Below are 24,781 nucleotides of genomic sequence, written 5' to 3' on the forward strand. Positions count from 1 at the left end.
GGGTGCACTCACTCGCCTGTTGCATCGATCTACGTTATTTGTTTCACGGCCCCTACGAGAGACTACCGAAACCGATCTGGGGCTAAACACGTACCCACTGCTTAATCCTCCAGGGTCTTAACCCCATATGTGGTGTCTCTCGATTTTGACCGCAATATCTGGTGGTAGGAGCTGCCACATAAATCCTTCCCAACTCGATTGATGTAATACAACTAAACTTGAGGTACTCAAGGATTGGGATCATATGCATTGAGTGGCCCAGCCTCAACTACTGCGGTGCGCGTAGTGAGAATACGCTCGCGATCTACTGGTGGCACTCAATGAGGATATTCGGCCGCCGTCGATTACGACGGACGGCGCGGGATGGGCGAGATGTCTAGTGAACTGGTCACGTCGCAACTGACGCACTAGACGAGATTGAGACTGTCCGCTACATGGGCTTTTCCGCTGATAGGCTACAGTGCTGCGCCAGCACTAGATTCATCCCGCTAGACGGACTTCTTTCCAGTAGGAGTCTCGAAGAGACGGTTGACTACCTCGCCGAGGAACTCGCGGAGAAAGCCGAGGAGTATCTCCACGAAACATCCCCCACTCCCAGCGAATACGAGGCCCTCAAACAGAGTATCGCAGAACTCACCCCGATCTTCACGACTGAACGCGCCTACTTCGTCCTCGGAAGCTACGGTCGACCAGAGATTCACCGACTCCAACTCGTCAAGGACCGCCTCAATCGCCGCGCAGACACCTACGCCTTCCTGATGGTCGATATCCGAAGCGAATGGGTGAATACCTACCTCAAGTTCCGAATCTTAGCGGACTACACCGACTACATCGTAGGCGTCACCGAACACGACCAAGGTGGGTTCCTGATCGAACAGGGCTACTTCACGGTGCTCAAGGAGTACTTCGCGAAAACGTACGTCCTCAAGCGTGAGTATGAGTCCGTCAGCTCCGACGAGGTCGACACCGGCGTCAATCTCGAAAAACTATACAGCGGAATGCAAACTGCGATTTTCGACATGCTCTGGGACGTGGACCGCTCTACAGCTGGACTACCGAAGAAGAGCTGATCGAGTGTGTCAGAGAATTACCGTAGTGGGCCAAAAGAGCCGACTAGAGCCTCTGAGGAGCCAAATTCCAACGTATAGAGCGCCGAAGAGACATCCCGACCCAGTATCCGATATTCGGTTAAATCCATAATTTTATCAGGTATTAGTAACGTTAATCAACGTTGTCTGTTCAGATAAGTACGTATATGGGCGAGTTCGCAATTGGAGACCAGACACTCTCTTATGAGCAGATTGCTCAATCTGACGCACAACATCGATACCTGCTCGAAATTGAGTTCCGCCCCTCTCCATCGAAGTAACGAGAAACCAAACGCCACTAACTCGATATCGAGCGGCGACAGGACGCGACCCAGGATCGAATTGAAACTGCTCTCCGTGAGTGGTTCAACCACAGATCTGAGAGTGTCGTGCTCGAATCCTACGAGGTCCTTGAGCAAATCGACTGTCGACGAGGAGGACTCGTCGAGACAGATTCGGAACTAGGTGAGTCAGGGGCTCCGAGTACGCCCTCGTCGAAGTATACCGAACCCGGTGTGGTGGCCTCTGAACTCGCTGAAGATGACCGTGTCGCCTACTCTACGTCAGAGGTCCAGATAGCAGCGTCTACGGCTACATCAGTGAGGGGATCGTCGAGAAGTCCCCCATGGGAAGAGGGACCGCCGTCGCGAAGTCCATCGGGATGGCGATGATCGAACCGCTGGAGACGCAGATCAACGCGACGCTCGACCAGACGGCGTTCCTGTTCGGTATCGAGTTCTCCGCGTTCGTTCTCGCCCAAGTCCTCTTCCAGGCCGTCATCGGATCGATGAGCGACCGGTACGGCCGCAAGCCGTTCATCCTCGGGGCGCTCGTCGTGCTCGTCCCGTCGGTGCTCGCGCAGGGAATCGTCACGACGCCGCTCGGCCTCGCCCTCGCGCGCTTCGTACAGGGAATCGCCGCGGCGGCGGTGTTCGCGCCAGCGATGGCGCTGGCGGGCGACCTGGCCCGCGGCCGGAACTCGGGGACGACGCTCTCCGTGCTCACGATGGCGTTCGGTCTCGGAACCGCGGTCGGCCCGCTCTCGGCCGGCTACCTCGTCGAGATCCACGTGCCGTTCGGCACGACGTACGCCGCGCCGTTCGCGCTCGGAGCGGCGCTCGCCGTCGTCGGGTTCGTCCTCGTCTACACGCAGGTCGACGAGACCGTCACGTCCGGCGCGGGCGGGTCGACGGAGCCCGAGTCGGTGGCGACCGACTAGCGATTGACATTCTCTCCGCGCTTCAGCGCAGGTGGGATGTCAACAAACAGGTCCGTCAATGGTTGTGCCAACCAGCCGTTGCTCCTATCCTCGGAAGGGCTGGGAGATACGTTCTGACAGATGACCTCAGCACCGTTCACACCTGCGGTCGCGTCACGCGTCAAAGCCACGTCGGACCGCGTCCCGATCGCCACGAGCGTTCGGCGTGCCTCACGACTCACCATTGAACGAGCGGAGCTGGTGGGCGTCGGTGAACGCGTAGCGCTCGACGAGGGCACCACAGGTAAGACTGGCGAGGCCGGCAGCGGCGAAGATCATCGCCATCACGACGAACTGGTACTCGGCCGCGTAGATCGGGTCTTCGCCGGAGAGGATCATCCCGGTCATCAGTCCGGGGATCCACACCCAGCCGAGGCTGCGCATCGAATCAACCGTCGGGATAAGCGCTGCCCGAACGCCACGCTCGACGTGCCGAGCGATCGCCCGCGAGGGCGTGACGCCGAGCGCGAGCGTCGCCTCAATCTCCTCACGGTGGGTCTCAACCTCGTCGCCGAAGCGATCGAGCGCGAGCGAACTCGCCTTCATCCCGTTCGCGACGATCATGCTCCCGACGGGCACGAGGTCGCGGACTCTCGCTTCGATGGCGCCGACAGCCGTCATCACGACGATCACCACGCCGGCGCCGAGAACAATGCCGGCCGTCGCGATTCGGAACGCACCCGGGATTTCACCCGCGCGAGAGTGAGCGATCCATGCGCCACCGAGCATCATCCCGAGGAGAATGAACGCACTCGCGGCGACCGGAACCGAGAGGAGAAGCGCGATCACCGAGCCCATGAGCATGATCTGGACGAAGCCGCGCCCAATCGCGAGTCCCCACTCGCGTTCGAGCGCGAGACCGCGCAGCGAGACGATCCCGACGACGACGGCCGCGAGCACGAGCGCCGCGGCGACCTGCTCCAGTCCACGCATAAGTGCCGGATCAAAGAGTGGGGAGTCGATCACTCGTCGACCTCCGCGAGACGAGCGGTCGATTCGCGCTCAACGCCGCCATCACCGTCGAAGACGAGCGCGTCCGAAGCAAGCCGCGCCGCCTGCGCGATATCGTGCGTCACGACGACAGCCGTAAGCGAATACTCGTCCACGAGGTCGGACAGAACGGTCTCGACGGTCGCCTCGGTGTCTGCATCAAGGCTCGCGGTCGGTTCGTCGAGGAGGAGCACGTCCGGGTCGTTCACGAGCGTTCGCGCGAGCGCCACCCGCTGTGCTTCGCCACCGGAGAGCGCATTGACGTCGCGCTCCATCGTGCCCGAGAGGCCGAGCCGCACGAGCAGTCGCTCCGCCGCCGCGTCGTCGACGGGCTCATCGCGGAGCCGCGGGCCGAGCGTGATGTTCTCGCGGACGGTGCCGTCAACGAGTGCTGACTGCTGCGGGACGAGTCCCACCCGCTCGCGGAGCGTCCGCGGGTCGAGCGTCCGATAGTCGCGGCCCTCGAAGCGAACGGTGCCGGCGTCCGGTTCGTCCAGTCGGACGAGCAAGCGGAGCAACGTCGACTTCCCGGCGCCGGACGGTCCGACGACCGCGAGCGTTTCGCCGTCCGCCACCGCGACGGAGACGGCGTCGAGCACGGTCCGGTCCCCGAGCCGATACGTGAGAGCGTCCGTCTCGAGGACGGGCGGGCGATCGGACGCGTCATCGGAGCGGGCCATCGTGGTCACGCACCCACACCCGAGTCGTCGGCCGAGCGGTCGCGGTCCACCAGTGTTTCGGAACCGGTGGTCTCGTCGTCCTCGATCAAGTGGAGCGAGCCGATCGCTCCCTCGGACGTGAGCTGGTGGGCGATCCCCCGCAGGAGCGTGCGCTTCCTGAGCTTGTTCGGTCCGATGAACGTGGTGAGAACAGTCGGTGGAACCCGGACGGGTTCGCCGTCGATGACCGGATCGGTCAGCCCAAGACAGCCGATGTCGAGGTCGGTAACGCTGAAAGCTGGGTCTGGTGTCGTTTCGGACGGTCGAGTGCGTTCGTCAACCTTGGTGTGCATGTATCGTATGAATGATGTCTGGAACGTGTCCCCCGTCAGACCGACCCCAAGTCCTCCTTTTTGCGCATGAGGTAGAGGAAGTAGGGGCCGCCGACGAGGCCCGTGATGATGCCGACCGGGAGTTGGATGGGGCTGAGCGCGAGGCGCGCGCCGACGTCGGCGCCGACGAGGAGCGCCGGCCCGAGGAAGAGACACCCCAGTAAGAGGCGCTTGGAGTCGCTGCCGACGATGTTGCGCACCATGTGCGGGACGATGAGGCCGACGAACCCCACCAGTCCCGCGACGGCGATGGCGGCGGCCGTCGAGAGGATGGCGATGCCCGCGACGGCGAAGCGGATCTTCTCGACCGGCATCCCGAGCGAGGAGGCTGTCTCCTCGCCGAGGAGGAGGACGTCGAGTTCGCGGGTGACGGCGAGCGCAAGCGCCATCGAGAGGACGGTGAACGGGAGCGCGATGCGCACCTGCCCCCAGTCCGTCCCGAGGAGCGACCCGGAGAGCCACGCTTGGGCGGACATGACGACGCTGAGGTCGTCGATGAAGAAGAACAGCGCACGCTGGACGGAGCTGAACACGGTCCCGACGACGACGCCCGCGAGGACGAGTCGAACGGGCGACGTGCCGTTCTTCCACGCGATCAGGTAGACGATGAGGAACGCGATCGTCCCGCCGATGGCGGCGAGCATCGGTAGCAGCGGCAGGTAGCTCGACATGAAGGTGAGCGTGACGAGGACGACGAGGCCGGCGCCGTCGCTGATGCCGAGCACGTACGGGCTCGCGAGCTCGTTCCGCGTGACGACTTGGAAGATCGCGCCGGAGACCGCGAGGTTCGCGCCGACGAGGACGCCGACGAGGATGCGCGGCAGGCGGATGTTCCAGACGATGAGCTGTTGGCGCGTGAACCACTCGGGGATGCCGCCGCCGAGGAGGAACGCGCGCCACGCGCTGAGGCTGAGGACGATCTCGGGGTCGAAGACGGTGTGCCACGCCTCGGCGAGCGTGAGCGGATAGGCGCCGAAGCTCACCTGTAACAGGGTCGCGCCGAGGAGGATCCCGAGGCTCCCGAGCGCGACGCCGGCGAGTTTCGAGTTCGCGTACCACTCGCCCCACTCCGAGCGGCGCTGTGCGAGGATGTCAGAGACCTTGCTCATCGAGGGTTAGAAGTCTCGGTTGACGATGTCGAGGAGGCGCTGGCGGTCGAAGAGCCGTTCGTCCTCGGCGAGCTCGCCGACGGGGCCAGGCCACTCGCCGAAGGTCTCGGGGTAGACCTGCTTCGCGACGGCTTCCGTCGAGAACATATCGACGATCGGGCCCATGTACTGGCCGGCGCTCCGGATGACGTTGCCGTTCTGGACGGCGCTGAGCTGCTGTCCGTTCCCGTTGTTCTCGAAGGGCTCGACGACGGTGTTCACGAACTCCTCGTGCGTGGAGGAGGTGAGCGCGCCGACGGCACCGATGTAGTCGGGATCGACGTCGAGGAGTTCCTCGTAGCCGATGGGGCCGTCGGGGTAGTGGCCCTCGAAGGCGTCCTGCATGCCGAGGCGGTAGTAGGACTTCGTGTTGTTCGCGAGCCGGTGGAGGGGAGCGATGCGGAACTGTCCGGAGTCGGGGCTGACGCCGCGCCAGATGGCGGCGACGGTCGGTCGCTCGTCTTCCGGCGGGAGGCCCTCCTCGATGGTGCTCATGAGGTCGTCGTGCATCGACTGCCACGCCGCAAACCGCTCTTGGCGCTGGAAGATCTTCGCGACCTTCTCGAAGGCCTCGTACATCGTGTACGGGTTCGGTTCGTCCTTGAACGCGATCTGGGGGGCGAATCGGAGTGTCGTGCCGAGGAAGGGACCGGTCTGGGACTCGATCTCCTCGAAGTCGGAGTCGTCCCAGTCGACGAAGCTACTGATGCTCTCTCGGGAGATGAGCCAGACGTCGGCGTCGGCGGCGTAGAAGTTCTCCTTGTCGTAGCCGGACTCGGCGCCGCTGGCGAGCTTGACGACCTCGCTCTCGTCGAACCCGAGATCGAGGAGGTCGTAGAACTTCAGCGGGGCACGTTCGAGGCCGGTCGTCGCGCTCGGGTGGATGCCGAGCGCCATCCCCATGTCGATGAAGGGGCTGGTGCCGACCCCGTACGTCTCGGGCACCGCCTCGAACGTGTAGGGATCGTTCGGCTCGATTTCGACCGTGTACGGTGTCGGCCCGCTCTCGGTCGTCGACGTGGTCGAGTCGGCGCTCGACGTGGTGGCCGCGTTCGTCTCGTCGCCGCCGCTGCTGCTACAGCCGGCGAGGGCGGTTGCGATGAGTCCGGCGCTACCTGCGAGTACCTGGCGTCTTCGTGCCATAAATGTTAGGCTCGCCTAAAAACACATAACCTCTTCGAACTTTAGGCGAGCCTAATAACGTGAGAGAGCGTGCCCGCTAGTCGTACCCCGGTGAGTAGCCGTACTCGATTCGAATAGACACAATAGCTGCATCAAACGCCTCGATAGGTACTTGCGGTACGCTTGGCGTTGGAACCGACACCACTATTACTATTTAGGCTAGCCTAAAAGAATGGACGGGACAGCGGATCAGGACGGTTCGACGCAGGAACGATATGATGTTGTCGTGGTCGGCGGCGGCGTCGCGGGACTCTCCGCCGCGACGTTCACCGGCCGGAACGATCTCACGACACTCGTCCTCGACGCGGGCGACTCCATCCTCCGCCGGAACGCCCACCTCGAGAACTTCCCCGGCTTCCCCGCCGGCGTGAATCCCCGACGGCTTCTCGGCCTCCTCGGCGAACAGGCGGACACCGCCGGCTGTACCCGCCGCACGGCGCACGTCACCGACGCAGAGCGCGACGACGACGGCTTCACGGTCCGAACGAACGGCGACGCCTACGCGGCCGACTACGTCGTCGCCGCGACGAAGGGCGAGACGGGCTACCTCGATGCGGTCGACGGCGTCTCGCTCGTCGAGCGCGGGAAGACGTACGTCGACGTCGACGAGCGCGGCCGCACGGGCGTCCCGGGCCTCTACGCGGCCGGCCGCCTCGCCGGGAAGCCCCATCAGGCGGTCGTCTGCGCCGGCCACGGTGCGGAGGTGGGCGCGACGATCCTCGAGGACGACGATCGGCCGTTCTACCACGACTGGGTCACGCCCGACGGCTACTTCACCGATCGCGGCCGCGACCTCCCGCCCGGCTGTGAGGAGATCGACGCGGCCGAGCGAGAGCGCCGCGAAGCGCACTCGCGCGAGACGATGCGCGAGCGCTTCGCCGACCCGCACCCGGACGCACAGGAGACACATCCGAGCCTCCGAGACGACTGAACGCACAGCGCTCGTCACAGCATAGATCGCCCCGACAACACCGAGACCACCGCAACGACCGAATACGCCTCCTACACGGCTCAGTGGTACCCTCCCCGCCGCTCACGGAGAGGCCGCCCGTTCCGGGTTGGGAAGTTATGGTTTGCAGATGGTCGGCTGAGCGAACAGCCCCTGCCCACAGCTCGAGTCGTACTCTCCACGGCAGAACAGGTCGACTACCGTACGTGACACATACCTGATACTATGATCCACAAAGGGACTTAAAGTTCCTTTTCTGCGTGGTCTAATTCCCGACGGATGTTTTCCGTACCCTCGCATGTTACTCATCCAGTTCATTCGGTCTATCTGGCGGATATGTTTTCGGCACGAGTGCCTACTATATTCACAACCAGTATGGATACGGTTGGTAGGATTTCAGATAATGACCGAACTTGTAAGTGGTAAAACTCTGAATCTCCTGTAATGTCGCTCCTCCCATCACCTCGCCCCGATATTACGGGATCACAAGAAGGAGCAATCGAGATTCGAGAGTTCACCGACGAGAAAGCGGGAGACGTATTTAAGGCACTAACTGCGGAGAAAGCTCGGTTGCTATTAGAAGAGGTATACAGAGAACCGGGGACGGCATCTGATCTTGCAGAACGCGCCGAAACCTCGATACAAAACACATCATACCATCTGGATAAACTGCAGGAGGCAGAATTAATCCGAGTCGCTGGAACACAGTACTCAAATCGAGGGAGGGAGATGAAGATCTACGCCCCAGAAGAGAACCCGTTCGTCTTCTTCATTGGGCAAGAATCCAGGAAGCCAGGGTTGCTCCGTGTGTTCAAGCAGGCTGTTGGCGCAATCAGTGTTGCAAGTGGAGTGAGCGTCCTCGTCCATGCTGCTCTCACAGACTCCCTTCCTTTCTTAGACTACGCTGGGGGTGGCGGAGAAGCAGCACCAGAGTACGTATCTGCTGCTTTTATCGGCAGTCTCCTCTCACTCTTCGTGTACTCGGCTGTGAGGTATCTAATACGTCAGGGGCGACCGCGTTCTGACAGTTGGACAACTCAGGGATGGTTCTCGGAGAGACAAGGAATGTCTGACGAGAAAGCACTCATAATAGGAAGTACGTTCTTCACCGTCTCGCTCATTTTCTGGTTTGCACGGCAGGCACTCGGACTCACTCAATCTCTCTTCTTGTTCGATTTGTTGCCGTATCTATTCACGATCTCAATAGTGATCACGGCAGCTGTTTCATACCGCCGTGCTCGTCTTCAGATGTGTTGGTTTATCTCCACAGCCGGATTCGCTGGAACTCTCGGTCACGAGTTGAGTCTCTTGCCACTGGGATACGCAAATCCGTCCGGGTTTGCCGTCTGGGTCGGCTACCTAGTCCTCGGTTCTATCGTAGGAGGAATCATGTTCGGCTTCATCGGCTTCACTACCGGTCGGATTGTCAGAGGTGGTTGGTCTTCTCTCCAATCTCAGCTCCAGTCGTGACCCACCGTTCACTTGCGAGCGCGGCGACCCTTCTAAGAGCGGAAGTTCGTCTTACTAATGAGTTCAATCGAAGGTCATCCCATAGCCCCACTCCTCGAGTTCGGTTTCGACTTCGTTGAGATGGTCGAGGCCGACAATCATGAGCGCTTCCCGGAGGTCTGTGAGTGAGACATTACCATTGAAACGGCCTTCGAGTTCTCGGAGGGCATCCCGTTCAGCGTTCTTGGTTTCTGGCTGGAGGAAGAGCGGCACACGGTCACGGCCGTCTTGCACCCCGTCTCGCCGGAACTTGTATGGAATCTGCATCGGCTGTCCTGACTCACTCGCTGAAGACGCCGCACTTTCGGCGCTCGCGTTATCGGCCTCTACGGGTTCGGCTGCGTCGGAGTTAGAATCGGTGTCGGGTGTAGGATCATCGGCGAACGGATCATCCCCAGCACCTTCTTTCATCCCGGTCATGCTTGTAGCACCTCGTGCTCGACGTCACCGGGCTGCGGTGGGTTCGGTGCTTCCAAGCCAACCTGTTCCTCGAGATGCCGGGCAACCCGGTCGAACTGGGCGAGCGTCTCAAGTTCGTAGTCACGTCGCCGGTCACGGTGCTTCCGAACGTAGGTGAACGCCGAGCATTGTTCCATCCAGCACCCCTCCATGAGGGAGGCACGCTCGCCGATGACTTCGGGAATCGGGTAGTCGATTTCGTTCATGATGGCGCGCTGATCGCGCGTATCTTTGAAACCAATTGGAAGCGCAGCAAGGACACCAACTTCGATATCGAGTTGGTCTTCAAAGCCGGCGACGAGGGATTCAAGCCCCTCGACGGCGGCACGGCCTTTCGCACTGGGTTCGACAGGGATAACAAGAGAGCGAGTAGCGTGAATGGCATTGTAGAGATGGGGTCCTTCAGTTGCAGGGGGGTCGCAGATGAGGACATCGTAGTCCTCAGGGACGTTGGCTTCTTGGAGGACGCGGAGGAGTTGGGCGTGCATCCCGAATGCTTCGCCCATCGCTTCGGCTTGGTCCTTCTCGCGTTGGAGGTATTCGGAGAGGTCCGAGAGCATGTTGTGCTCGGGGATAATGTCGACTCCTTCAACGGTACGAACGAGGTCGTCGAACTCGCCCTTTGGGCGGCGAATCATGTGCCGGACGAGGTTATCGACGGACTCGGTGCGCTGGTCGTCGACGCCGAAGAGCCGCGAGAGATCGCCGTCTTGAGGGTCGAGGGGGACGACGAGTGGTTTCAGGCCAGCGCGGGCGTGCGCGACAGCGAGGTTTGCGGCAGTCGTGGTCTTACCGACACCGCCAGCCTCACTGTACGTCGAGTACGCTAACATACTCTCGACATGGAGTTCATTCATTATCAATCTACGTCACACACATTCATTTTTGAACTCCATGAACACACATAATGAATGTAGTGAACACAACCAATGAACACAATGTTCTAGTGTTGGTTTCGCTGACGATCCTTAATTGATGGTCTAATTCTCCAGAATCAAGCGATGCTGTGGGGATTCGGGGTGGGTTCCCTCCCGCTAGCTCACTTTGCAAATGGGGGGGTGGGAAGCGAGTATCACTTACCTACGTCTACATCGGAAGGCGGCCATCTGGACGGGGGACATGCCCCTGTTTGATCTCGTGGTCGACGCGACGGAGGTGCTTGCAGCCGCCATCAGGTTTGCGCTGCTGCCAGTCGGAACAGGTGCACGTCTCGGTGATGATGTCGACGTCGTAGACGCGTCCGAATGAGCGGACCTCGTACTGACCACCTTTTGCGAGGAGAGAGACAACCATCTCTTCGTTGAGTGCGCGCTGCGTCCGCGCTTCGAGACCTGCCGAATGTGTTTGGTCACTCACGATCTCGCGCACTCGGAGGTCGCCCGTACAACCCCCGTCGGGCGTGGCCCGCTGGTCGTCGCGGTCGAGACGGGCGTCGAGTTGACTCTCGATGGGGTGGCCGATCGGCCAGCAGTAATGGACTTCGTGTCGACCCTGGCTGTTGTAGGCGCCGACGTCGCGGGCATCACCCGACCAGACGCGCCACGCACCGCGCACATTCATCACGTCACTGACCGCTCGCGGGACACGTGCGATGTCGTCGGGGTAGAAGACACGGAAGCGCGTGCAGTCGTCCTGAACGGGCAACTCGTGCCACCAAGAGACCGTTGAGCGCCAGCTGTCCGCCATCGCTGCGTCCATCCCGTATCCGACAGTCACATCGACCGCCGGTTCAAGGCGACTGGTGGTGTCTCCTTCAAGGAGTCGGAGAACGGCGTACCGCAGGTATTCGTGGAGCGCGTCGTCGACGTCGTTCGTGATCGCTGGAAATTCGTTCGCGACGTGCACCGCTTCGCCGAGGACTCTTTCGAGGTCGTGTTCGGTCATCGTTCGAAAACGGGGTCTGTGCGCCCCGCCCTTCGTGGGCGCCGACAAACCCTAACCAACATACTCGCTCTCTTTCCAGACCGTTAGTTAATCATCGACACATCGGGGCTCCCACTCGCGTCGAGGCTCGAGTTCACGCCGCCCCCTCGTGTGAACGTGTCGCAGTTCGAGGGCTCGTCGATTGCGTCCGTTTCCAACATGCTCTGCCGGATGTATGGCGATGCCCCGACGACCGCTGCAGTCCGGGCTGGCTCCCAGAGCTAGCGTCGCCGGCGTGCCCGACCGCTTCGGCCTGAGAGTGGCCGAACAGATTCGGGAGAAATGTGACGATCGGGACGTGCGAGTTTCCACGTGATGGTCGCGACAAGCTTTGACGCAGAGCGGGCGTACGACGACGAGGCGTTCAACGCGGAGACAGTCTTCGAGAGCGAGCGACAGAAGGTCGTCCTCGGGTTCTTCGACCCCGGACAGTTCATCCCGGTGCACGCCCCTGCGAGCGACGTCGCGATTACGGTGCAGTCCGGACGCGGCATCGTCCGCGACGCCGGGGAGACGCGTCGGGTTGAACCCGGTGACGTGGTCGTCGTCGAGGCCGGCGCAGCGCGCGGGGTACGCGCGGACGAGGAGACACGTCTGGAAGCGACGCTCGTGACCGCGCCACCGCCTTCAGACGCCGAGCACGAACCGGTTCGTGAGGGCCTCCGCCGTGACGTCTTCGACCCCCGCGAGGCGTGACCCGCAGCCCGACGAACCAATGTGGCGGTCGCGGTCTCATCGCAGACGACAAACATGTCGGTCTTTCTCCTCTTCTTCGAGCGCCGTTACCCCACTCTTCGTCGGCACTGGAAAACTATTTAATCAACACCCGCATCGAACTATCACATCCCGTTGGTTAAACCTGCCACGACGTCGCGGAGCGCGGGCGCAATCCCCGCCTTGTAGAACGCGGCCCACTCCTCAAGATCATCGAAGCGGACGTAGGTGGCTTCCATAGCTATGCGAGCTGGGAGAGGTCAGTCGCGGTCTCGAGGGCGGCGTCGTGGCGGCTGCCGCGTCGATACGCGACGGCGAAGAGCACGCTCGGTGTGAGAAGCGCGACTCGCGTAAGGATAGTACGCCACCACACGTCCCTCCCGACCGGTACCGAGTTCGGTGCCGCTGTGCCGGAGGTAGTCCGTTACCGGATCACGCCGAGAGCGAACGGCCAGTAGAGGAGCCAAGAGAGAGCGACGACGACGAGCGCCGAAATCGCGGTGACGAGCCCGAATCGGAGGACGTCCATCGAATCGATGGGGCCGTGCGTCATCGCGACGAGTACTGCAGTCGTGTTAAACGGGAAAACGGTCGTCGCTCCGACCACGAGGACGGTGGCGAGTGCGAGCGGAACGGGGGCGATACCGACGCTCGTGCCGACGCGGAGGACGACCGGGAGCACGACTAGCAGCGCGGCCGAGCCGGTCGAGAAGACGACGCGCACGCCGACCGCGAACGCGAGCAAAACGACGACTCCCTCCCACTGCGAGAGCGCGTGAAAGGGGACGATCGCGGTGAGTGTATCGACCGCGTAGCCGAACGCACCGGTCGCTTCCAGCCGATCGAGGAGAGAGAACATCGTTCCGACGAGGAAGAGGATCCCCCAGTTCACTTCTGCGAGATCGGCGCTCGAGAGGACACCGACACCCGGACACGCGAGCGCGGCGACGGCGACGGCGGCGGGGACGATCGCGGGGAGCGAAGCGACGGAACCCACGAGCCAAAGGCAGACAGCACCGATCAGAACGACTGTGACTAGACGTTGCTCCCGTCCGAGTCCGCGATTCGAGTCGCGATCCGGCGTAGCGGTGTCTCGGGCGGCGGTCGTCGGATGGTCGTAGAGCCGCGATGCGAACGCCGCCGAGAGTCCATAGAGGACGAGGACGGGCGGCACCATCAGGACCGCCCAGTCGAGCCACGTGAGCGGGTATCCGGCCGACCGGACGACGCCAGCGGCGACGAGCGCCATACCGCCGCCGGTCATGAGCGCCAGCGACCCGATCGGGTTGGCGTGGCCGAGGACGAGGAACGCCGACGTGCTGAACGGGCCGTCGCGTTCGAGTCCGTGGGCGTCGGCGAGTTCGTGGACGACCGGCGCGAACGCCGCGGCACGTGCGACCGCTGAGGGCATCACGAACGCAAGGGCGAGCAAGTGAAGCACGAACGCGTGGAACGGGTGCGCCGTCTCACCACGAGCCACGATTCGGGAGGCCACCCACTCGTCCAGCCGAGCGTTCGCGACCGCGGCTCCGAGAAGGAAGACGAGGAGCAAGAAGAAGACGAGCGAGGACGAGAACCCGGTGGCGGCGATACGGAACGTCGGCGCAACGCCGGTCTCGACGAGAAGGACGATCGTGAGGACGCTCGTGACGACGTACGGGAGCGCGTCGGTGAGCCAGAGTGCGAGCGCGAACGCGAAGACGGCGACGGCGTCCTGCATGGGTGGCGGGACGGCGACGGCGGGAACGAACGCCCCCCACGCAGCGGCCGCGGCCGCGACGCAGATTCCGACGGTCCGTTGAATGGCGGCACGTGACGGACGTGCCGATGTGTTCCCGTCACTCATCGTCCGGTGCTCCGGGCCCTCCGGGGGATAGGGCGGTATCGATGGCGACTATCGCGCCGCTGCTGGGCGTGGAAGCGGACGGCAGTGGGTCGGAGTGAGCGGGCGGGCACATCGGGAGTGGGTGGTGGCGAGCGTGTGTCTCAGTCGTCGGCCGTCGTACTCGACATCGAGTTGCTCTCTGTTCGGTCACCGTCGTGCGACTCACCGTCGACTGGGAAGTAGCAGGCGGCGCTGTGCGCGCCGTCGCCGGCTTCGTCGAGACCCGGCTCTACCTCTCGGCACTCCGCGGTCGCCTTCGGACAGCGCGGGGCGAACGCGCAGCCGCTCGGGATATCGACCGGATCCGGTGGCTCGCCGTCGAGGAGGACGCGCTCGCGGTCGCTCGTCGGGTCTTTCTCCTCTTCTTCGAGCGCCGTTACCCCACTACGCCTCACTCCCGCGTGCGTCCTCGACGTGGGCGATGAGGTCGTCAATCCATGTCTCCATCGTCTCGGTCATCGCCTCGTTTCGCGACTCCGATTCCTCGAACGCGACCGCTGACTCCATTTCTGTGTCGTTCATGGACTCTCTCACGACGACGCGCCACTCGGGCGCGCACCGCACCCCCTCCCGGGGCCGACAAACGGCCTCGTGACAGCACAATCTTTTAGTCTATAGTTCGCGTACTATGAACTATCATGGCTGGGGCACCAATCGGAAAACGTGGGTGTGAGGAGTCGGGTGTCTCTATGTTCTTCGCCGTTCAGCGACTCCTGACGGACGCCGATCTCGCTTACTTCTATACCGACCTCCTCCTCAACTCGCCAACGACGGTTAAACGAGCGATGGACCGTCAAGGCATCGTGAAGAGTACTGCGTACAAGTATGCGAACGAACTGGCTGAACTTGGCGTCGCCGAAGAGCTCGATGAGTACGAAGACGGCGCCGCGCTCTGGACGGCCGAGCCAGTTGTTGGGACCTGGGAGACGGAGGCCGCCGAACTCGTCGTCTCACCGGTCGTTATCGCAGTTTATGGCGCGAGCACCGTCGACGATGATCTCGAGTATTTCCTCGAGCGCTATGGGGAAGCGACGCTACTCCACGCAATCGTCGAAACGGACGCATACCTACAGGGCGAGCAGACTCGCCGTGGTCTCGCGACTGCGCTCGATGTTCCGTCCGCTGCGGGCATCGCAGTCTCACAGGCCATCGAAGCGATCATCGGTCGTGTCAGTCCGGTCGACCCCGCATTTCCTGATTACTCTGGAGACGTCCACGTGCGAGCCATTGACGACGCTCCCTACACCGTCGACGCGTGAGTCCGGAGGTGTCTCCGTTGCCAAGCGCGCTCGTTCTGGACACGAGTTTCCTGCGGACTCTCGGCGGTCCAAGACACGACCGCTATCAAGCGTTCGTCGACTACGTGAAACACGAAGGCATTCAGCTGTACCTGAGTCAGCGTGGTCGCGAAGAAATCGAGGAACAGCAGGGATGGATCAGTACTGACTGGCTGCACAAAGCACGGACTGAGTCGTGGATTAGTGTTTCTCAGCCTGTCCAAGAGGGTGTGAGTGTCTACAACGGTCCCACGGCGGCAATCGTGATGGACCGGATCCAGCAGCGCCTCGCGGACATCGAGCATGTTCCGCCAGACGAACTCCGAAAGACCGACGCTGGTCTCGCTGGCACTGCGATCATGCTCCTCGCCTCGACTGACCACGACTCCATCGGGATCGCCATGGACGACCGGAACGCGGAAGCAACGATCCGGGCCGTACTCTCCAACACCTACTACGAGAACTATCTCTCGGTCCTCACTATCTGGGACGTTCTGGAGAGTGTCGAGGAAGATGGCTAGAATCGCGAATTAACCAACACTCTCTCATCCGCGCCGCCAACGTTGGTTAACATCCTGATAGCTGCTGTTTCTCTATTGTACGGTTAGTCCTCGAAGAGATAGCGTGTCGCCGCGCGCTCGCCAGGGAGTATGTGCTGGTCCTCGTCGGTATCGGGGAAGAACGCGACCTGCTCGTCGTCATCGACGCGTCCTACAGTTCGGGGCGATCGTCGACGCCGAACTCACTCGCTGCGAGTTGATCACGTCGCGTTTCACGGTCGCGGTAGTCGATGTCGTCGCCGAAGTCCTCGAGGGACGTCTCGACGCTCGATTCCGTTACTTCGAGCTCGCCGTCGTCACTGAACGCTGCTTGATGGTGGACATCTATGTTTGGTGGGTCGCTCATCGGTGAGAGTCTCCGCCCCCCCGGAGGCTCGACAAACCAATCCGAGCAGACAGCACACCCATGTACCCGCACACTTATTCACCCGCACACCATATCACCGCGTATGCCGATCGACATCGACGAGTTCGAAGACGGTGAGGAGACGGAGCGGACGACCTCCGAGCTCGTCATCGAGTTTCTCCTCGAGAACCGTGATGCCGCATTCACTCGGGGTGAAATCGCGAACGCGATCGACCGCAGTCCGAACACGGTCGGGTCGAACCTCTCACGACTCAAGGACAGGGGGCTCGTTCGGCATCGGAAGCACCATTGGGCGCTCACTCGCGACCTGAGCCGCGTCGCGGAGGCGATCCGATTTTCCGATGTCTTCTCGAAACTCACGCTCGAACACGGCCCATTCATCACGAGCGAGGAGGAAGCGCAGGCGTGGGCGGATGCGCAACCGAACCAGCCACACCCCTCTGAGACGGACAACGAGGAGCAGTCCAGGGGGGGCCGCGCTGCCCACCAGTCGTCGGATCACTGATGCAGGTCGCTGGCCGCGACTACCAGCCGGGGGATGTCGTCTGGACAGTTGATCCGTTCAAGAGCGGGGTGAACGTCGCCCGGATATTCTGCATCGTTAGTACCCGAACACATCCGTTCGAAGATGAACAGTTCGTCAGGTGTACGCTCACGACGACGGATCACGCCGTCGCGCATCCACTCTACGACCACTACTGAGAGCTGGGTGGCACACCTGAGCAATCCTACATCCTCTCGCTCTCACTCCATACACCACGTGCTGCGAACATCCAACCACCACCCGACTACGACGTGATTGGCGACCCGTGGCAGGGTCGGCTCACCGATTCACTCCTTGACCAGATCATCGAGGAAATCGTCTGGACGCTCCGGCGGTGAACTCGTCCCTGTAGCGTCGGACGATGACCGACCAGCCACTCGTTCTCGGCCGCGTCGTCGTCTTTCACGGCTGCGATGTCCGCCGCGACGTCCTTGACGTGCTGTTGGTGCTGCGCTGATGTGCCAACACTCTGCGCCGCCTCAAGTTGGTCGTCGACGACCGCGTTCTGCTGGGGTCCCCAGACTTCGGGTGGCTCGGATTTGATGTACGCCACCCAGCGCTTGACGGCCTCGATGCGTTGCTCACGGTTCCGCTCGTGCTTCTCGTCGAGAGCCTTACGCACGTTTGAGTCGCTCATATTCGATGCTGAATCAGAGGTGGTCGAATAGGTCGGTCCGGTCTTGGTTGGAGAACCGACATCCGTCCCGTTCTCGAAGTGCATCGATTACGGTTTTGAGTTCGCTCTCGGTCTCGATGTGTCCTTTGACAAGGGCTGCCTCAAGTAACAGCTTTAGGTCCCAGACTTCGACATCTCGTTGGGACGCCATCTCGGCAGCATGGCCGTCGTCGGTAAGCAGTCGCTCCTCGCGGGTTGTCGCGACGGCGATACACTCCGCGTCAGTGAACGAGAGAGAAGCATCGACGATTTCGTCGGCGAATTGCACTTCAGCCTCCCTCAGCGAGTAGACCTGCAACCAGCCGCCACGATAGGATTTGACCGCATCTATCCGCTCGACGAACTGGTAGCCGGCTACTTCGTCGCGATGGAGTTCATCCAGAACAGAGGGAACCGTCCCGACCTGATCGAAAAGCGCAGGCAGGAGCTCAAGCCGCTCGATTTTCGTGAGCGAACTCAAGATATTGTTGTCGACGAACACACTCCCTCCCCGCTATAGGTTTTCGAGGCGGGCGGACCGCTCCTCATCGCTAAGAATTGCGATATCGCGGCTAACGCCTCGGTCGCGGAGAATCTCTTTGAATTCTTCTGGACTGTAGCCGGCGAGCTCGGCAGCGCGGTTGAGCGATACGCTTCCGGTTTTGTACTGCTCGACGGCGAGATCGACGCGTAGCTCAGGGCGCTTCTCCAGAAGGGCGCGGAACGCTTCCTCGAGGAACTCCTCCTCGGAGGAAAATCGCCCCGACTGCTGGAGGAGTTCAATGTTGTCTTCAACGTCGATCATAGCGTGAACACTCCGTACGCTCCCTTGGCGAGCCATCCGTATAAATTCGGAGGTCCCCCCTCCCGATTTCGACGCATGTATCCTCCAACGACGTTCGTTCATTTCGATCGAAGTTCCGCCGCCTGCTGTGAGATCCAGCGAAGCACCGGTTCACGATTCTGGTGTGTATTCTCGTAGGCGACGTACTCCCGAAGCGTCTCCGTGTCGTCGATCGTCACGATACTCGATCTGAGTACGTGGGTGTTCGTCGGCAAGAGACGTTGTTCAGGAGTAAGTTCGCTTGACTTGGTAGGTTCGGCGTGCTCGGTCACGATCAGTCGCCTCGCCACTCAGCGGCGACGATAAACCACCTCGGCAATCAGGCCGATTTTCGTACCGCTGAGTCACTGGACACGGGCTGAACTCGAGATAGATGTACGACATCCTGTACTGAGTACGGTTAAGTCTGGTTCGTTCCGGCGTTGATGTCGGTCATCGACGCCTCGCCGAGTGCCTGTCGCCACAAGAGGTGAACTGCCCGGGCAACGAGATCAACTGAGGGATCTCCGAGGCATGACGCCTCGACATCGGTATCCGTACTCGACGCATCCGGCGGTGGGTGGAAGTGTCGTTCGTCGGGCGGTGCTGGGAAGTCGTGAGGGTGAAGATCCCACCGGAGGTTTCGTTCGGACGTATCCGAGTAGTGGACGTTGTAGTCGTCCACCGTCGTCCATCGAACCGTGAATCTGGTTTTCTCTGCCTCGGCGACGCCGTACGGGATCGTGAGCCGGAGCTCTCGGGGATCGAGCCGGTCATCGATTTCGCCCGACGCCGCGGGCTCGATGGCAACGAACGCGTCTCGAAACGCGTCGAGCTTCGTCACGTCGATAGCGCCTCGAAGCGTGTGTGACTCCCGGCTTCCGTCGTCGGCGTGCATCAGAGTGCTTCTGCGGCCCCAGTGGCGTCGTCGACCCCACTGAGGGCGAGCGCGACTTCGGCGAAGGCGAGGTTCCGCCGCGTCGTTCGCCACTCCAGGAGCGTCTCAGTGTCGATATCTGCATGGGCTCGAACAGCTTCGTCGGGTGAGTTCGCGCCGAATCGGTCGGCGTACTCTCGAAGCTCCTCGCGCATCTCTAGGACGCGCGTCGAGAGGGTCTCAGTGTCCGTCTCGTCGAGGATCCGCCGTGCCTGTTCGAGGGCGAGCGAGTCGTTGGCTCGCTGATAGAGGGTTCCCTTCGAGTCTGGGGAGGCGGTCTCTGCCACGTAGCCGTGGTCGACCAGCGAGCGGAGGTGCTTGCGGGCTGTCTGCTCCGATGTGAGAGCGTGCTCGGCGACGGTCGCCGCGCTCATGGGTTCGTACGCCGTGCGCATCACGGACCGTACGCGGTCGAAGGGCGTGGTATCACGTTTCCAGTCCTCTTTGGCGCGCTCGTTCACGTCCTCAAACGTCGGGGCGGCGTCTGGCATCGAAGCAACGTACGATACGTGAGTATATCACTCTTCGGGATGGTATTCTAACCTTACCGGGGTATGGATACGTCTCAGCACGCTCGACACCAACGAACGGGTTTTGCCATTCGAGATAGACGAGTGGCGGAGCGCGCTCTCAGCTCCAATCCGGCTTGTACGTCCGTTTGCGGTGTCCAACGTAGCTCTTAAAACGCGCGAGTTCGCCAGTCTGGTGTGCGTCAAAGCTGTCTATCCATTCCCACTCCTGTCTCGCTATCGAGGAGCAACCGCCTCGGAATCGTTAGGTGCCGTCGCCGTCTGGCTGGATGCGACGCGTCTCCTCGGCGAGTCCGTGCAGATATTCGCGAACCTCGTTCATCTTGCTGTAGCGAGGAAACCCCGTCGTTCACGGCGGGGAGGAATCGCGTTCGTACAGGCTACCCCTCGTCCTACAGTGGCCCCTCGGTGTCCAACGCCTTCGCACCCTGAATGACGAGCCCTCGCCACGTCAGGCCGTGTGCGTCTTTCACTTCGCTCAGCCGTTCGTACTCTTCGTCGCTCACTTCGATGTTCAAGTTCGGCATCTCTGCCAGGACTTAGTTTTTCGATAGTCTTAACTTGCATAGATTCGTCGGTACTTCTGTGACTGCCACCGCCACAAAAACGCTCGAAGCCACGCTCGCGCCCCCGACGGCGCACAAAGAGTGCCGGCTTCAGCGTACCGTGGCAACGTACCGACGCGCCCTCACCGAGTCGTTCGAGAGTGGCGCAGATACGCAGTCGGCGGTCAACGATGTCGTCACCGGCTACACGCTCACGTCCTACGCGAAGGACGCGCTCAAGAACTACGTCCCGCAACTCCGCCGGACGTACAACGCCAAGGAGTTGGACGACGACCATCCGGTTCGGTTCACGAATCGGGGGTTCCGAATCGACCACTCTGCGGAACGAACGCACGAGTTCTGTTGGCGCGTTCCCCAAGCCGGGCGAGGCAACGCCTTCTGGATTCCGCTCCGCATCAATCCCGCTCAGCGGGAATTGTGGGGCCACCTCCTCGACGGTGATGTGACGGTCGGAGAGTTCCGGCTGCAAGAGCATCGGACCAACTGGGTGCTTCACGTCACCGTTGAATACACGGTCGCGGAACCCGAGGAGCCGGACGACCCGACGCCGGTTGGCTTCGATATCGGTGAATCCAAACTCCTGACGGGCTGTGCCCTTCAGGAAGGCACCCCAACCCAACCATACATCTACGACGGCGGACGCGCTCGACACCTCCGGAAAGAGATGTTCACGACGCTCCGTCGTCTCCAAGAGCGAGACGCCGCCGGGTGGCGCGTGGACGAACGCTTCGACCACTACCAGAACGCGTTGACGGATATCGTGGAGAAGACGTCTCGACAGGCTGTCGAGTACGCCTGGCAGTTCGAGGATCCGGTTATCGTGCTCGAAGACCTGTCGCACATCCGCGAGCATCTTGATTACGGGAGGTGGATGAATCGCCGGCTCCACAACTGGGCGTTCGCACGTCTCACTGGCCGCATCGAGGACAAAGCCCTCGACGCGGGTATCCCGGTACAGAAAGTGAACCCGGCGTACACGTCGAAGACGTGCCACGCCTGCGGCCACCTCGGTTCTCGACGTTCGCAGGCCGAGTTCAGATGCACGAACGACGAGTGTTGGGTCTCGGAGTACCAAGCGGACATCAACGCGGCGGCCAACATCGCCCGCCGCCTCGACCCGTGGGGAGAAAGCCTGTCACTGAAACCGACGGGCGATGACTCGCCTCAGGATGGGAGTGTGTGTGACAGCACCACAGGACACCGCAAGCAGAGTCGGCAATCCCGACAGACGACGCTCGCGGACTTCAGTTCTGAAACCTCCGACGACGAGCCTTCCCTTGTAGGAAGCCCTGCCCTTTAGGGCGGGAGAGGATGTCACTTTCCCCTTCCACGCGACCTTCTCGAAGAAGCGATCAGCACAGCAGGGATCACCTCAAGCCACGTGGACCGGACCCGCCGAGACCTATTCACTGCTCAGACACTAACCGAAACAGTTTGTCCCAGACCCATAGTACTCCTCTATCGTAGGATACGGCATGGAGGTTGACGAGGAGACGATCCGGAATCGGAGCACAGAAGCAGTATTTGAGCGTGGGAGGAACTATCGCGATGAGGGGCGGATTCAGCGTCTCGATCGGTTCGGTGACCTCGTCACCGCGACCGTTCGCGGATCGAATCGATACGACGTGACTGTTGAAGGAGGCGGCAGAAGTCTTGACACGCGGTGTACCTGTCCGTACGACGGCGGCGACGACTGCAAGCACGTTGTCGCAGTCCTCTTGGAGCTCGTCGAAAATCAACCAGAGGACGAATGCGAGCGCGTCGAGTCGGTTCTCGATGACGTGTCGGCCGACGACTTGCGTGACTTCGTGTATGACGCATTAGCCGAGAATGCAGAGTTACGCGAGGCGTTTCTCGCTCGGTTCGGCGACGACCACAAATCAGTCGAGGAATATCGCGAGGGGATCGCCCCGTTGTTCGAGAAACACGCCGATCCGGTCGTGTACGAGGCGATCGACTTCTCCCGATTCTTCGGGATTGCCGAGGAGTACCGTGACCGCGACCGGTATCTCACCGCGGCGACGGTCTATCGGGCGGTGTTCGAGGAGGTTGACGAGCAATCTAACTGGATCGATGGCGCCTACGACCACTACGCACGAATCCTCCAGAAAGCGCTTGATGGATACGTTGATTGTATTCTTGCGACCGACCCGAATCCCGATGAGTTCGACACGTTCGCCAGCGTCCTGGAAGCGCGGACATCGACAGATCCGCTGATCAACAACGACCAGTTCTTGTGGGCACTTGATGATCTGGAGGAACGATACGATAGGAGTGACTACTGAACGTTCGATACAGATGAACTACTACACGTTCGATAGAGACGTGCAATTAGCGCAATCTGGATACTGCGTATATGGGCAGGCACAGTGCGGCAAAGAGATAACCAACGACAGTAATCGCAGGTGAAATCACACCCCCACGAGATGCCTGAAAAATGCCGATGACAAGAACAATTGTTCCCACAAGGAGTGCCAGTGTTCCATTCCGTCGTGCTGACCCCTGAGTTGTTTGCCTTGGGGAAGACATATTGGATAATTGTACTCCTCTCGGGGTAGGAGTTTGGTATGTATGCTTACATAACGAACTCCAATCCCCAATTTCGCTAAACTGCACAGCGGGGGGCCTACTGTGGATAGCACGGCGAACTGTCATTCGTCAGGAGTGGGATATTTGAGTTCGCCACTCTCGGAACGATCTTTGAGCCACACCGATCCAAGCTCAACATCATCCAAGTCAGTGAGACGATCTCGGAGGGTTGAGATGCGCCCTTTCCCCGAGACATAGAGTACGTTCTCGTACTCATGCTCGGCGATGGCAGTCTGTGTCCGCGAAACCATTTCATCGGTGCGTTCCTCTTCCGTCAGCTTGGCACCAATAACAAGGCCAGCAACTCCGAGACTGAACACGACGAGAATGAGCGGGATCGAAGTGATTTGGAAGAGTGCATAATAAAAGAGGACGCAAGCAGGGAGGGCACTAATCACGGCGAGACGCTCTGATGCTTGGCCGAGCCACCGAAGACACCAAAACCCGACGTTTCCGAGGACGCAGATAATCGCTACTGGGATCGGTGAGAAGACGACAGCGAGACCGATCAGAACAGCCCAGTTGGCGATACTGAACCAGAGACCGCCTACTGAGAAGTAGCGCTGGAAATGGGGATCAACCTTGTGAAGTGAAATCCCGTGCTCGGCATGAACTTCTTGTGCAGCGCGGACTTCTCCCGGAAATATGCTCCGAGCGCGAAGAGCAAGCAGTGCAAGTTGAGGAAACCCAACCATAGCGAATCCCGTAACAACTAGTGGGAGTCGGGGAAATGCGAGTAACCAGTATCTGACCCGAATCCGTTCCTCTGGCGCTTCGATACAAATCGCCTCTGCATCGGTTGCCGTGACTCGCTCTTCGATCTCCGTTCGGATGTTTGAATACCGGTCTGAGTGGGCCGCGCCGAACAGGTGAATCAAACTCGCCACACCTGATATTTAATGTGAATGTAGTTAAATTTCCGCTTCAGTATACAGCCACCCTTTTCGGACTATGTGCTGGTATAAACGAAGGGCAGAGAGAGTATCTCGTTCCACTGAGAAGCGCAACTGAACGTTAGATAGGGTGGAGCTCCTGAGCCACGACAACAATTACAGTACCTCCAGTCACATTGTTAATCGAACGACCATGGCTGTCGGTGCCCTCCACTCCCTCCGTGGGAATCAGACGTGGCCGTACGCCCTGCTCGGTGGGATTGTCTCGATTCCACTAGTGCTCGCCGACTACTGGCTCTCTGGGATGGGGAGCTACTTTTCGATCAACATGGTGTTCTTCGGCGGGCTTCTCGCGGGGTTTCTCGCACAGCGAGGGTCGGCCAATACGAGGCAAGCCGCCACCGGTGCAGGAATCATCGGTGGACTACCGGGATACCTCTGGATACTACCTGCGATGGGCCAGATGTGGACGAGCTTTGCGACCGCGTGGTCGTCACCGCTCGCAGCGACTGTACTGGTACTACTCGGATCTGTGCTGATGGTCGGCATATCAGCGGTGGCCGGTCTCCTCGGCGGTATCGTCGGCAGTTGGCTGGCCAAGAACGTCAATGGAAATCTGCCAGGAGCTGTCAGTCGCTGACCCGTGTACAGAAACCGGTCGCGTACGCGAGATTCCGGGGCTCTGTATCGCTTCGTCTAGCTCTTCAAGCGATACGTATGCACCTGGACGTAACGGCTGATTCGCAAATCTATCTGGTGAACCAATTGTTCTCGAAAGATTCTCTGATGTCTCTTTAGTCAACTGACTTGGGTGGAACACGGTGTCCACACGGAGAGAGAAGCGCTTCATCTGGCCCGACGACGGTCACGAACACGACGCGCTG

General features: G+C 60.8%; 27 protein-coding genes and 5 pseudogenes. 12 read left to right on the top strand and 20 right to left on the bottom strand.

What is annotated here, in order from left to right:
- The first annotated feature begins 482 nt into the window (after positions 1-482).
- Together J2754_RS14610 and J2754_RS14615 are read left to right on the top strand one after the other, a co-directional pair.
- A pseudogene (locus J2754_RS14610) lies at positions 483-1,096 on the top strand (DUF8170 family protein).
- Positions 1,097-1,740: 644 nt separating this feature from the next.
- Positions 1,741-2,307, top strand: a pseudogene (locus J2754_RS14615) (MFS transporter); the annotation flags it as partial.
- Between the two features lie 210 nt (positions 2,308-2,517).
- On the opposite strand, the gene J2754_RS14620 reads toward J2754_RS14615, so the two are convergent.
- Genes J2754_RS14620 through J2754_RS14640 form a run of 5 tightly spaced genes read right to left on the bottom strand, consistent with a single transcriptional unit; the run spans position 2,518 to position 6,678 of the window.
- Positions 2,518-3,312, bottom strand: a complete 795-nt coding sequence (locus tag J2754_RS14620; RefSeq protein WP_342590133.1) for an ABC transporter permease — start codon at positions 3,310-3,312, stop codon at positions 2,518-2,520.
- Positions 3,309-4,016, bottom strand: a complete 708-nt coding sequence (locus tag J2754_RS14625) for an ABC transporter ATP-binding protein (protein WP_211087873.1) — start codon at positions 4,014-4,016, stop codon at positions 3,309-3,311. Before J2754_RS14625 ends, J2754_RS14620 begins: the two co-directional genes overlap by 4 nt.
- Positions 4,017-4,021: 5 nt before the next feature.
- Complete coding sequence (locus J2754_RS14630) at positions 4,022-4,348, bottom strand: hypothetical protein (RefSeq protein WP_188879719.1); 327 nt, start codon at positions 4,346-4,348, stop codon at positions 4,022-4,024.
- Positions 4,349-4,383: 35 nt separating this feature from the next.
- Positions 4,384-5,496 (bottom strand): FecCD family ABC transporter permease, encoded by a 1,113-nt coding sequence (locus J2754_RS14635; protein WP_188879717.1) that lies wholly within the window; start codon positions 5,494-5,496, stop codon positions 4,384-4,386.
- 6 nt (positions 5,497-5,502) lie between these two features.
- Positions 5,503-6,678 carry an ABC transporter substrate-binding protein gene (locus J2754_RS14640; protein ID WP_188879715.1) on the bottom strand — a complete coding sequence of 392 codons (1,176 nt, stop codon included), beginning with the start codon at positions 6,676-6,678 and terminating at the stop codon, positions 5,503-5,505.
- 211 nt (positions 6,679-6,889) lie between these two features.
- Between J2754_RS14640 and J2754_RS14645 the strand changes: the two genes are divergently transcribed.
- Both J2754_RS14645 and J2754_RS14650 read left to right on the top strand, forming a co-directional pair.
- Positions 6,890-7,648 carry an FAD-dependent oxidoreductase gene (locus J2754_RS14645; RefSeq protein WP_211087874.1) on the top strand — a complete coding sequence of 253 codons (759 nt, stop codon included), beginning with the start codon at positions 6,890-6,892 and terminating at the stop codon, positions 7,646-7,648.
- A gap of 462 nt (positions 7,649-8,110) precedes the next feature.
- Complete coding sequence (locus J2754_RS14650) at positions 8,111-9,136, top strand: ArsR/SmtB family transcription factor (protein ID WP_188879712.1); 1,026 nt, start codon at positions 8,111-8,113, stop codon at positions 9,134-9,136.
- 63 nt (positions 9,137-9,199) lie between these two features.
- On the opposite strand, the gene J2754_RS14655 is transcribed toward J2754_RS14650, so the two are convergent.
- The 3 genes from J2754_RS14655 to J2754_RS14665 all read right to left on the bottom strand — a co-directional run bounded on the left by J2754_RS14655 (position 9,200) and on the right by J2754_RS14665 (position 11,518).
- Positions 9,200-9,595, bottom strand: a complete 396-nt coding sequence (locus J2754_RS14655) for a DUF7970 domain-containing protein (RefSeq protein WP_188879710.1) — start codon at positions 9,593-9,595, stop codon at positions 9,200-9,202.
- Positions 9,592-10,467: a ParA family protein gene (locus tag J2754_RS14660; RefSeq protein WP_188879708.1), complete on the bottom strand. Its 876-nt coding sequence runs from the start codon at positions 10,465-10,467 to the stop codon at positions 9,592-9,594. Before J2754_RS14660 ends, J2754_RS14655 begins: the two co-directional genes overlap by 4 nt.
- Positions 10,468-10,720: 253 nt before the next feature.
- Positions 10,721-11,518, bottom strand: a complete 798-nt coding sequence (locus tag J2754_RS14665; protein ID WP_211087875.1) for a hypothetical protein — start codon at positions 11,516-11,518, stop codon at positions 10,721-10,723.
- A gap of 354 nt (positions 11,519-11,872) precedes the next feature.
- On the opposite strand from J2754_RS14665, the gene J2754_RS14670 reads away from it, so the two are divergent.
- On the top strand, positions 11,873-12,253 hold the full coding sequence (locus J2754_RS14670) for a cupin domain-containing protein (RefSeq protein ID WP_188879707.1): 381 nt from the start codon (positions 11,873-11,875) through the stop codon (positions 12,251-12,253).
- A gap of 442 nt (positions 12,254-12,695) precedes the next feature.
- On the opposite strand, the gene J2754_RS14675 is transcribed toward J2754_RS14670, so the two are convergent.
- The 3 genes and pseudogenes from J2754_RS14675 to J2754_RS14685 form a co-directional block, all read right to left on the bottom strand.
- Positions 12,696-14,117 (bottom strand): SLC13 family permease, encoded by a 1,422-nt coding sequence (locus J2754_RS14675; protein ID WP_211087876.1) that lies wholly within the window; start codon positions 14,115-14,117, stop codon positions 12,696-12,698.
- A 140-nt stretch (positions 14,118-14,257) separates the two neighbouring features.
- Positions 14,258-14,515 (bottom strand): annotated as a pseudogene (locus J2754_RS14680) (oligopeptide/dipeptide ABC transporter ATP-binding protein); the annotation flags it as partial.
- Positions 14,516-14,540: 25 nt separating this feature from the next.
- Positions 14,541-14,678 (bottom strand): hypothetical protein, encoded by a 138-nt coding sequence (locus J2754_RS14685; RefSeq protein WP_211087878.1) that lies wholly within the window; start codon positions 14,676-14,678, stop codon positions 14,541-14,543.
- Between the two features lie 116 nt (positions 14,679-14,794).
- Between J2754_RS14685 and J2754_RS14690 the strand changes: the two genes are divergently transcribed.
- Positions 14,795-15,415 carry a DUF7437 domain-containing protein gene (locus tag J2754_RS14690; RefSeq protein WP_245333077.1) on the top strand — a complete coding sequence of 207 codons (621 nt, stop codon included), beginning with the start codon at positions 14,795-14,797 and terminating at the stop codon, positions 15,413-15,415.
- A gap of 8 nt (positions 15,416-15,423) precedes the next feature.
- Positions 15,424-15,954 (top strand): PIN domain-containing protein, encoded by a 531-nt coding sequence (locus J2754_RS16860; RefSeq protein ID WP_483420149.1) that lies wholly within the window; start codon positions 15,424-15,426, stop codon positions 15,952-15,954.
- Between the two features lie 83 nt (positions 15,955-16,037).
- Here the strand turns inward: J2754_RS16860 and J2754_RS16770 are convergent.
- Positions 16,038-16,339 (bottom strand): annotated as a pseudogene (locus tag J2754_RS16770) (hypothetical protein).
- A gap of 103 nt (positions 16,340-16,442) precedes the next feature.
- Here J2754_RS16770 and J2754_RS14705 point away from each other — a divergent pair.
- Together J2754_RS14705 and J2754_RS14710 are read left to right on the top strand one after the other, a co-directional pair.
- Complete coding sequence (locus J2754_RS14705; protein WP_211087880.1) at positions 16,443-16,865, top strand: helix-turn-helix domain-containing protein; 423 nt, start codon at positions 16,443-16,445, stop codon at positions 16,863-16,865.
- Positions 16,865-17,062, top strand: coding sequence for a hypothetical protein (locus J2754_RS14710; protein ID WP_211087881.1), 198 nt, complete (start codon positions 16,865-16,867; stop codon positions 17,060-17,062). The genes J2754_RS14705 and J2754_RS14710 overlap by 1 nt, the downstream gene beginning before the upstream one ends.
- Positions 17,063-17,289: 227 nt before the next feature.
- Here J2754_RS14710 and J2754_RS16775 read toward each other — a convergent pair.
- From J2754_RS16775 to J2754_RS16525, 7 genes and pseudogenes are all read right to left on the bottom strand, one after another.
- Positions 17,290-17,541 (bottom strand): annotated as a pseudogene (locus tag J2754_RS16775) (DUF8150 family protein); the annotation flags it as partial.
- 13 nt (positions 17,542-17,554) lie between these two features.
- Complete coding sequence (locus tag J2754_RS14720) at positions 17,555-18,061, bottom strand: PIN domain-containing protein (RefSeq protein ID WP_211087882.1); 507 nt, start codon at positions 18,059-18,061, stop codon at positions 17,555-17,557.
- 12 nt (positions 18,062-18,073) lie between these two features.
- Entirely contained in the window at positions 18,074-18,364 is a 291-nt protein-coding gene (locus J2754_RS14725) for a UPF0175 family protein (RefSeq protein ID WP_188879691.1), read from the bottom strand.
- A gap of 98 nt (positions 18,365-18,462) precedes the next feature.
- A complete protein-coding gene (locus J2754_RS14730; protein ID WP_245333083.1) occupies positions 18,463-18,675 on the bottom strand; it encodes a DUF8129 domain-containing protein in 213 nt (70 codons plus the stop codon).
- Positions 18,676-18,803: 128 nt separating this feature from the next.
- A complete protein-coding gene (locus tag J2754_RS14735; RefSeq protein WP_342590135.1) occupies positions 18,804-19,226 on the bottom strand; it encodes a toxin-antitoxin system TumE family protein in 423 nt (140 codons plus the stop codon).
- A 53-nt stretch (positions 19,227-19,279) separates the two neighbouring features.
- On the bottom strand, positions 19,280-19,810 hold the full coding sequence (locus tag J2754_RS14740; RefSeq protein ID WP_245333080.1) for a DUF7342 family protein: 531 nt from the start codon (positions 19,808-19,810) through the stop codon (positions 19,280-19,282).
- A gap of 431 nt (positions 19,811-20,241) precedes the next feature.
- Positions 20,242-20,376, bottom strand: a complete 135-nt coding sequence (locus tag J2754_RS16525) for a hypothetical protein (RefSeq protein ID WP_281063881.1) — start codon at positions 20,374-20,376, stop codon at positions 20,242-20,244.
- Between the two features lie 58 nt (positions 20,377-20,434).
- Here J2754_RS16525 and J2754_RS14745 point away from each other — a divergent pair, with 58 nt between their 5' ends.
- Both J2754_RS14745 and J2754_RS14750 read left to right on the top strand, forming a co-directional pair.
- Positions 20,435-21,715, top strand: a complete 1,281-nt coding sequence (locus tag J2754_RS14745) for an RNA-guided endonuclease TnpB family protein (protein WP_211087884.1) — start codon at positions 20,435-20,437, stop codon at positions 21,713-21,715.
- 175 nt (positions 21,716-21,890) lie between these two features.
- Positions 21,891-22,700, top strand: a complete 810-nt coding sequence (locus J2754_RS14750) for an SWIM zinc finger family protein (RefSeq protein ID WP_211087885.1) — start codon at positions 21,891-21,893, stop codon at positions 22,698-22,700.
- A 366-nt stretch (positions 22,701-23,066) separates the two neighbouring features.
- On the opposite strand, the gene J2754_RS14755 is transcribed toward J2754_RS14750, so the two are convergent.
- Complete coding sequence (locus J2754_RS14755) at positions 23,067-23,891, bottom strand: hypothetical protein (RefSeq protein ID WP_211087886.1); 825 nt, start codon at positions 23,889-23,891, stop codon at positions 23,067-23,069.
- Between the two features lie 199 nt (positions 23,892-24,090).
- Between J2754_RS14755 and J2754_RS14760 the strand changes: the two genes are divergently transcribed.
- Positions 24,091-24,537: a DUF5518 domain-containing protein gene (locus J2754_RS14760; RefSeq protein WP_211087887.1), complete on the top strand. Its 447-nt coding sequence runs from the start codon at positions 24,091-24,093 to the stop codon at positions 24,535-24,537.
- Positions 24,538-24,781: the final 244 nt, after the last annotated feature.

This window comes from Halarchaeum nitratireducens (assembly GCF_017874695.1).
In the GTDB taxonomy this organism is placed as follows: domain Archaea; phylum Halobacteriota; class Halobacteria; order Halobacteriales; family Halobacteriaceae; genus Halarchaeum; species Halarchaeum nitratireducens.

Coding starts and splice junctions, on each gene's coding strand:
- J2754_RS14660 (WP_188879708.1), bottom strand. CDS start 10,467: ATGTTAGCGTACTCGACGTACAGTGAGGCTGGCGGTGTCGGTAAGACC.
- J2754_RS14740 (WP_245333080.1), bottom strand. CDS start 19,810: ATGCCAGACGCCGCCCCGACGTTTGAGGACGTGAACGAGCGCGCCAAA.
- J2754_RS14630 (WP_188879719.1), bottom strand. CDS start 4,348: ATGCACACCAAGGTTGACGAACGCACTCGACCGTCCGAAACGACACCA.
- J2754_RS14690 (WP_245333077.1), top strand. CDS start 14,795: ATGGCTGGGGCACCAATCGGAAAACGTGGGTGTGAGGAGTCGGGTGTC.
- J2754_RS14650 (WP_188879712.1), top strand. CDS start 8,111: ATGTCGCTCCTCCCATCACCTCGCCCCGATATTACGGGATCACAAGAA.
- J2754_RS14760 (WP_211087887.1), top strand. CDS start 24,091: ATGGCTGTCGGTGCCCTCCACTCCCTCCGTGGGAATCAGACGTGGCCG.
- J2754_RS14675 (WP_211087876.1), bottom strand. CDS start 14,117: ATGAGTGACGGGAACACATCGGCACGTCCGTCACGTGCCGCCATTCAA.
- J2754_RS14655 (WP_188879710.1), bottom strand. CDS start 9,595: ATGACCGGGATGAAAGAAGGTGCTGGGGATGATCCGTTCGCCGATGAT.
- J2754_RS14705 (WP_211087880.1), top strand. CDS start 16,443: ATGCCGATCGACATCGACGAGTTCGAAGACGGTGAGGAGACGGAGCGG.
- J2754_RS14670 (WP_188879707.1), top strand. CDS start 11,873: ATGGTCGCGACAAGCTTTGACGCAGAGCGGGCGTACGACGACGAGGCG.
- J2754_RS14635 (WP_188879717.1), bottom strand. CDS start 5,496: ATGAGCAAGGTCTCTGACATCCTCGCACAGCGCCGCTCGGAGTGGGGC.
- J2754_RS14640 (WP_188879715.1), bottom strand. CDS start 6,678: ATGGCACGAAGACGCCAGGTACTCGCAGGTAGCGCCGGACTCATCGCA.
- J2754_RS14685 (WP_211087878.1), bottom strand. CDS start 14,678: ATGAACGACACAGAAATGGAGTCAGCGGTCGCGTTCGAGGAATCGGAG.
- J2754_RS14665 (WP_211087875.1), bottom strand. CDS start 11,518: ATGACCGAACACGACCTCGAAAGAGTCCTCGGCGAAGCGGTGCACGTC.
- J2754_RS14625 (WP_211087873.1), bottom strand. CDS start 4,016: ATGGCCCGCTCCGATGACGCGTCCGATCGCCCGCCCGTCCTCGAGACG.
- J2754_RS16525 (WP_281063881.1), bottom strand. CDS start 20,376: ATGCCGAACTTGAACATCGAAGTGAGCGACGAAGAGTACGAACGGCTG.
- J2754_RS14645 (WP_211087874.1), top strand. CDS start 6,890: ATGGACGGGACAGCGGATCAGGACGGTTCGACGCAGGAACGATATGAT.
- J2754_RS14725 (WP_188879691.1), bottom strand. CDS start 18,364: ATGATCGACGTTGAAGACAACATTGAACTCCTCCAGCAGTCGGGGCGA.
- J2754_RS14710 (WP_211087881.1), top strand. CDS start 16,865: ATGCAGGTCGCTGGCCGCGACTACCAGCCGGGGGATGTCGTCTGGACA.
- J2754_RS14750 (WP_211087885.1), top strand. CDS start 21,891: ATGGAGGTTGACGAGGAGACGATCCGGAATCGGAGCACAGAAGCAGTA.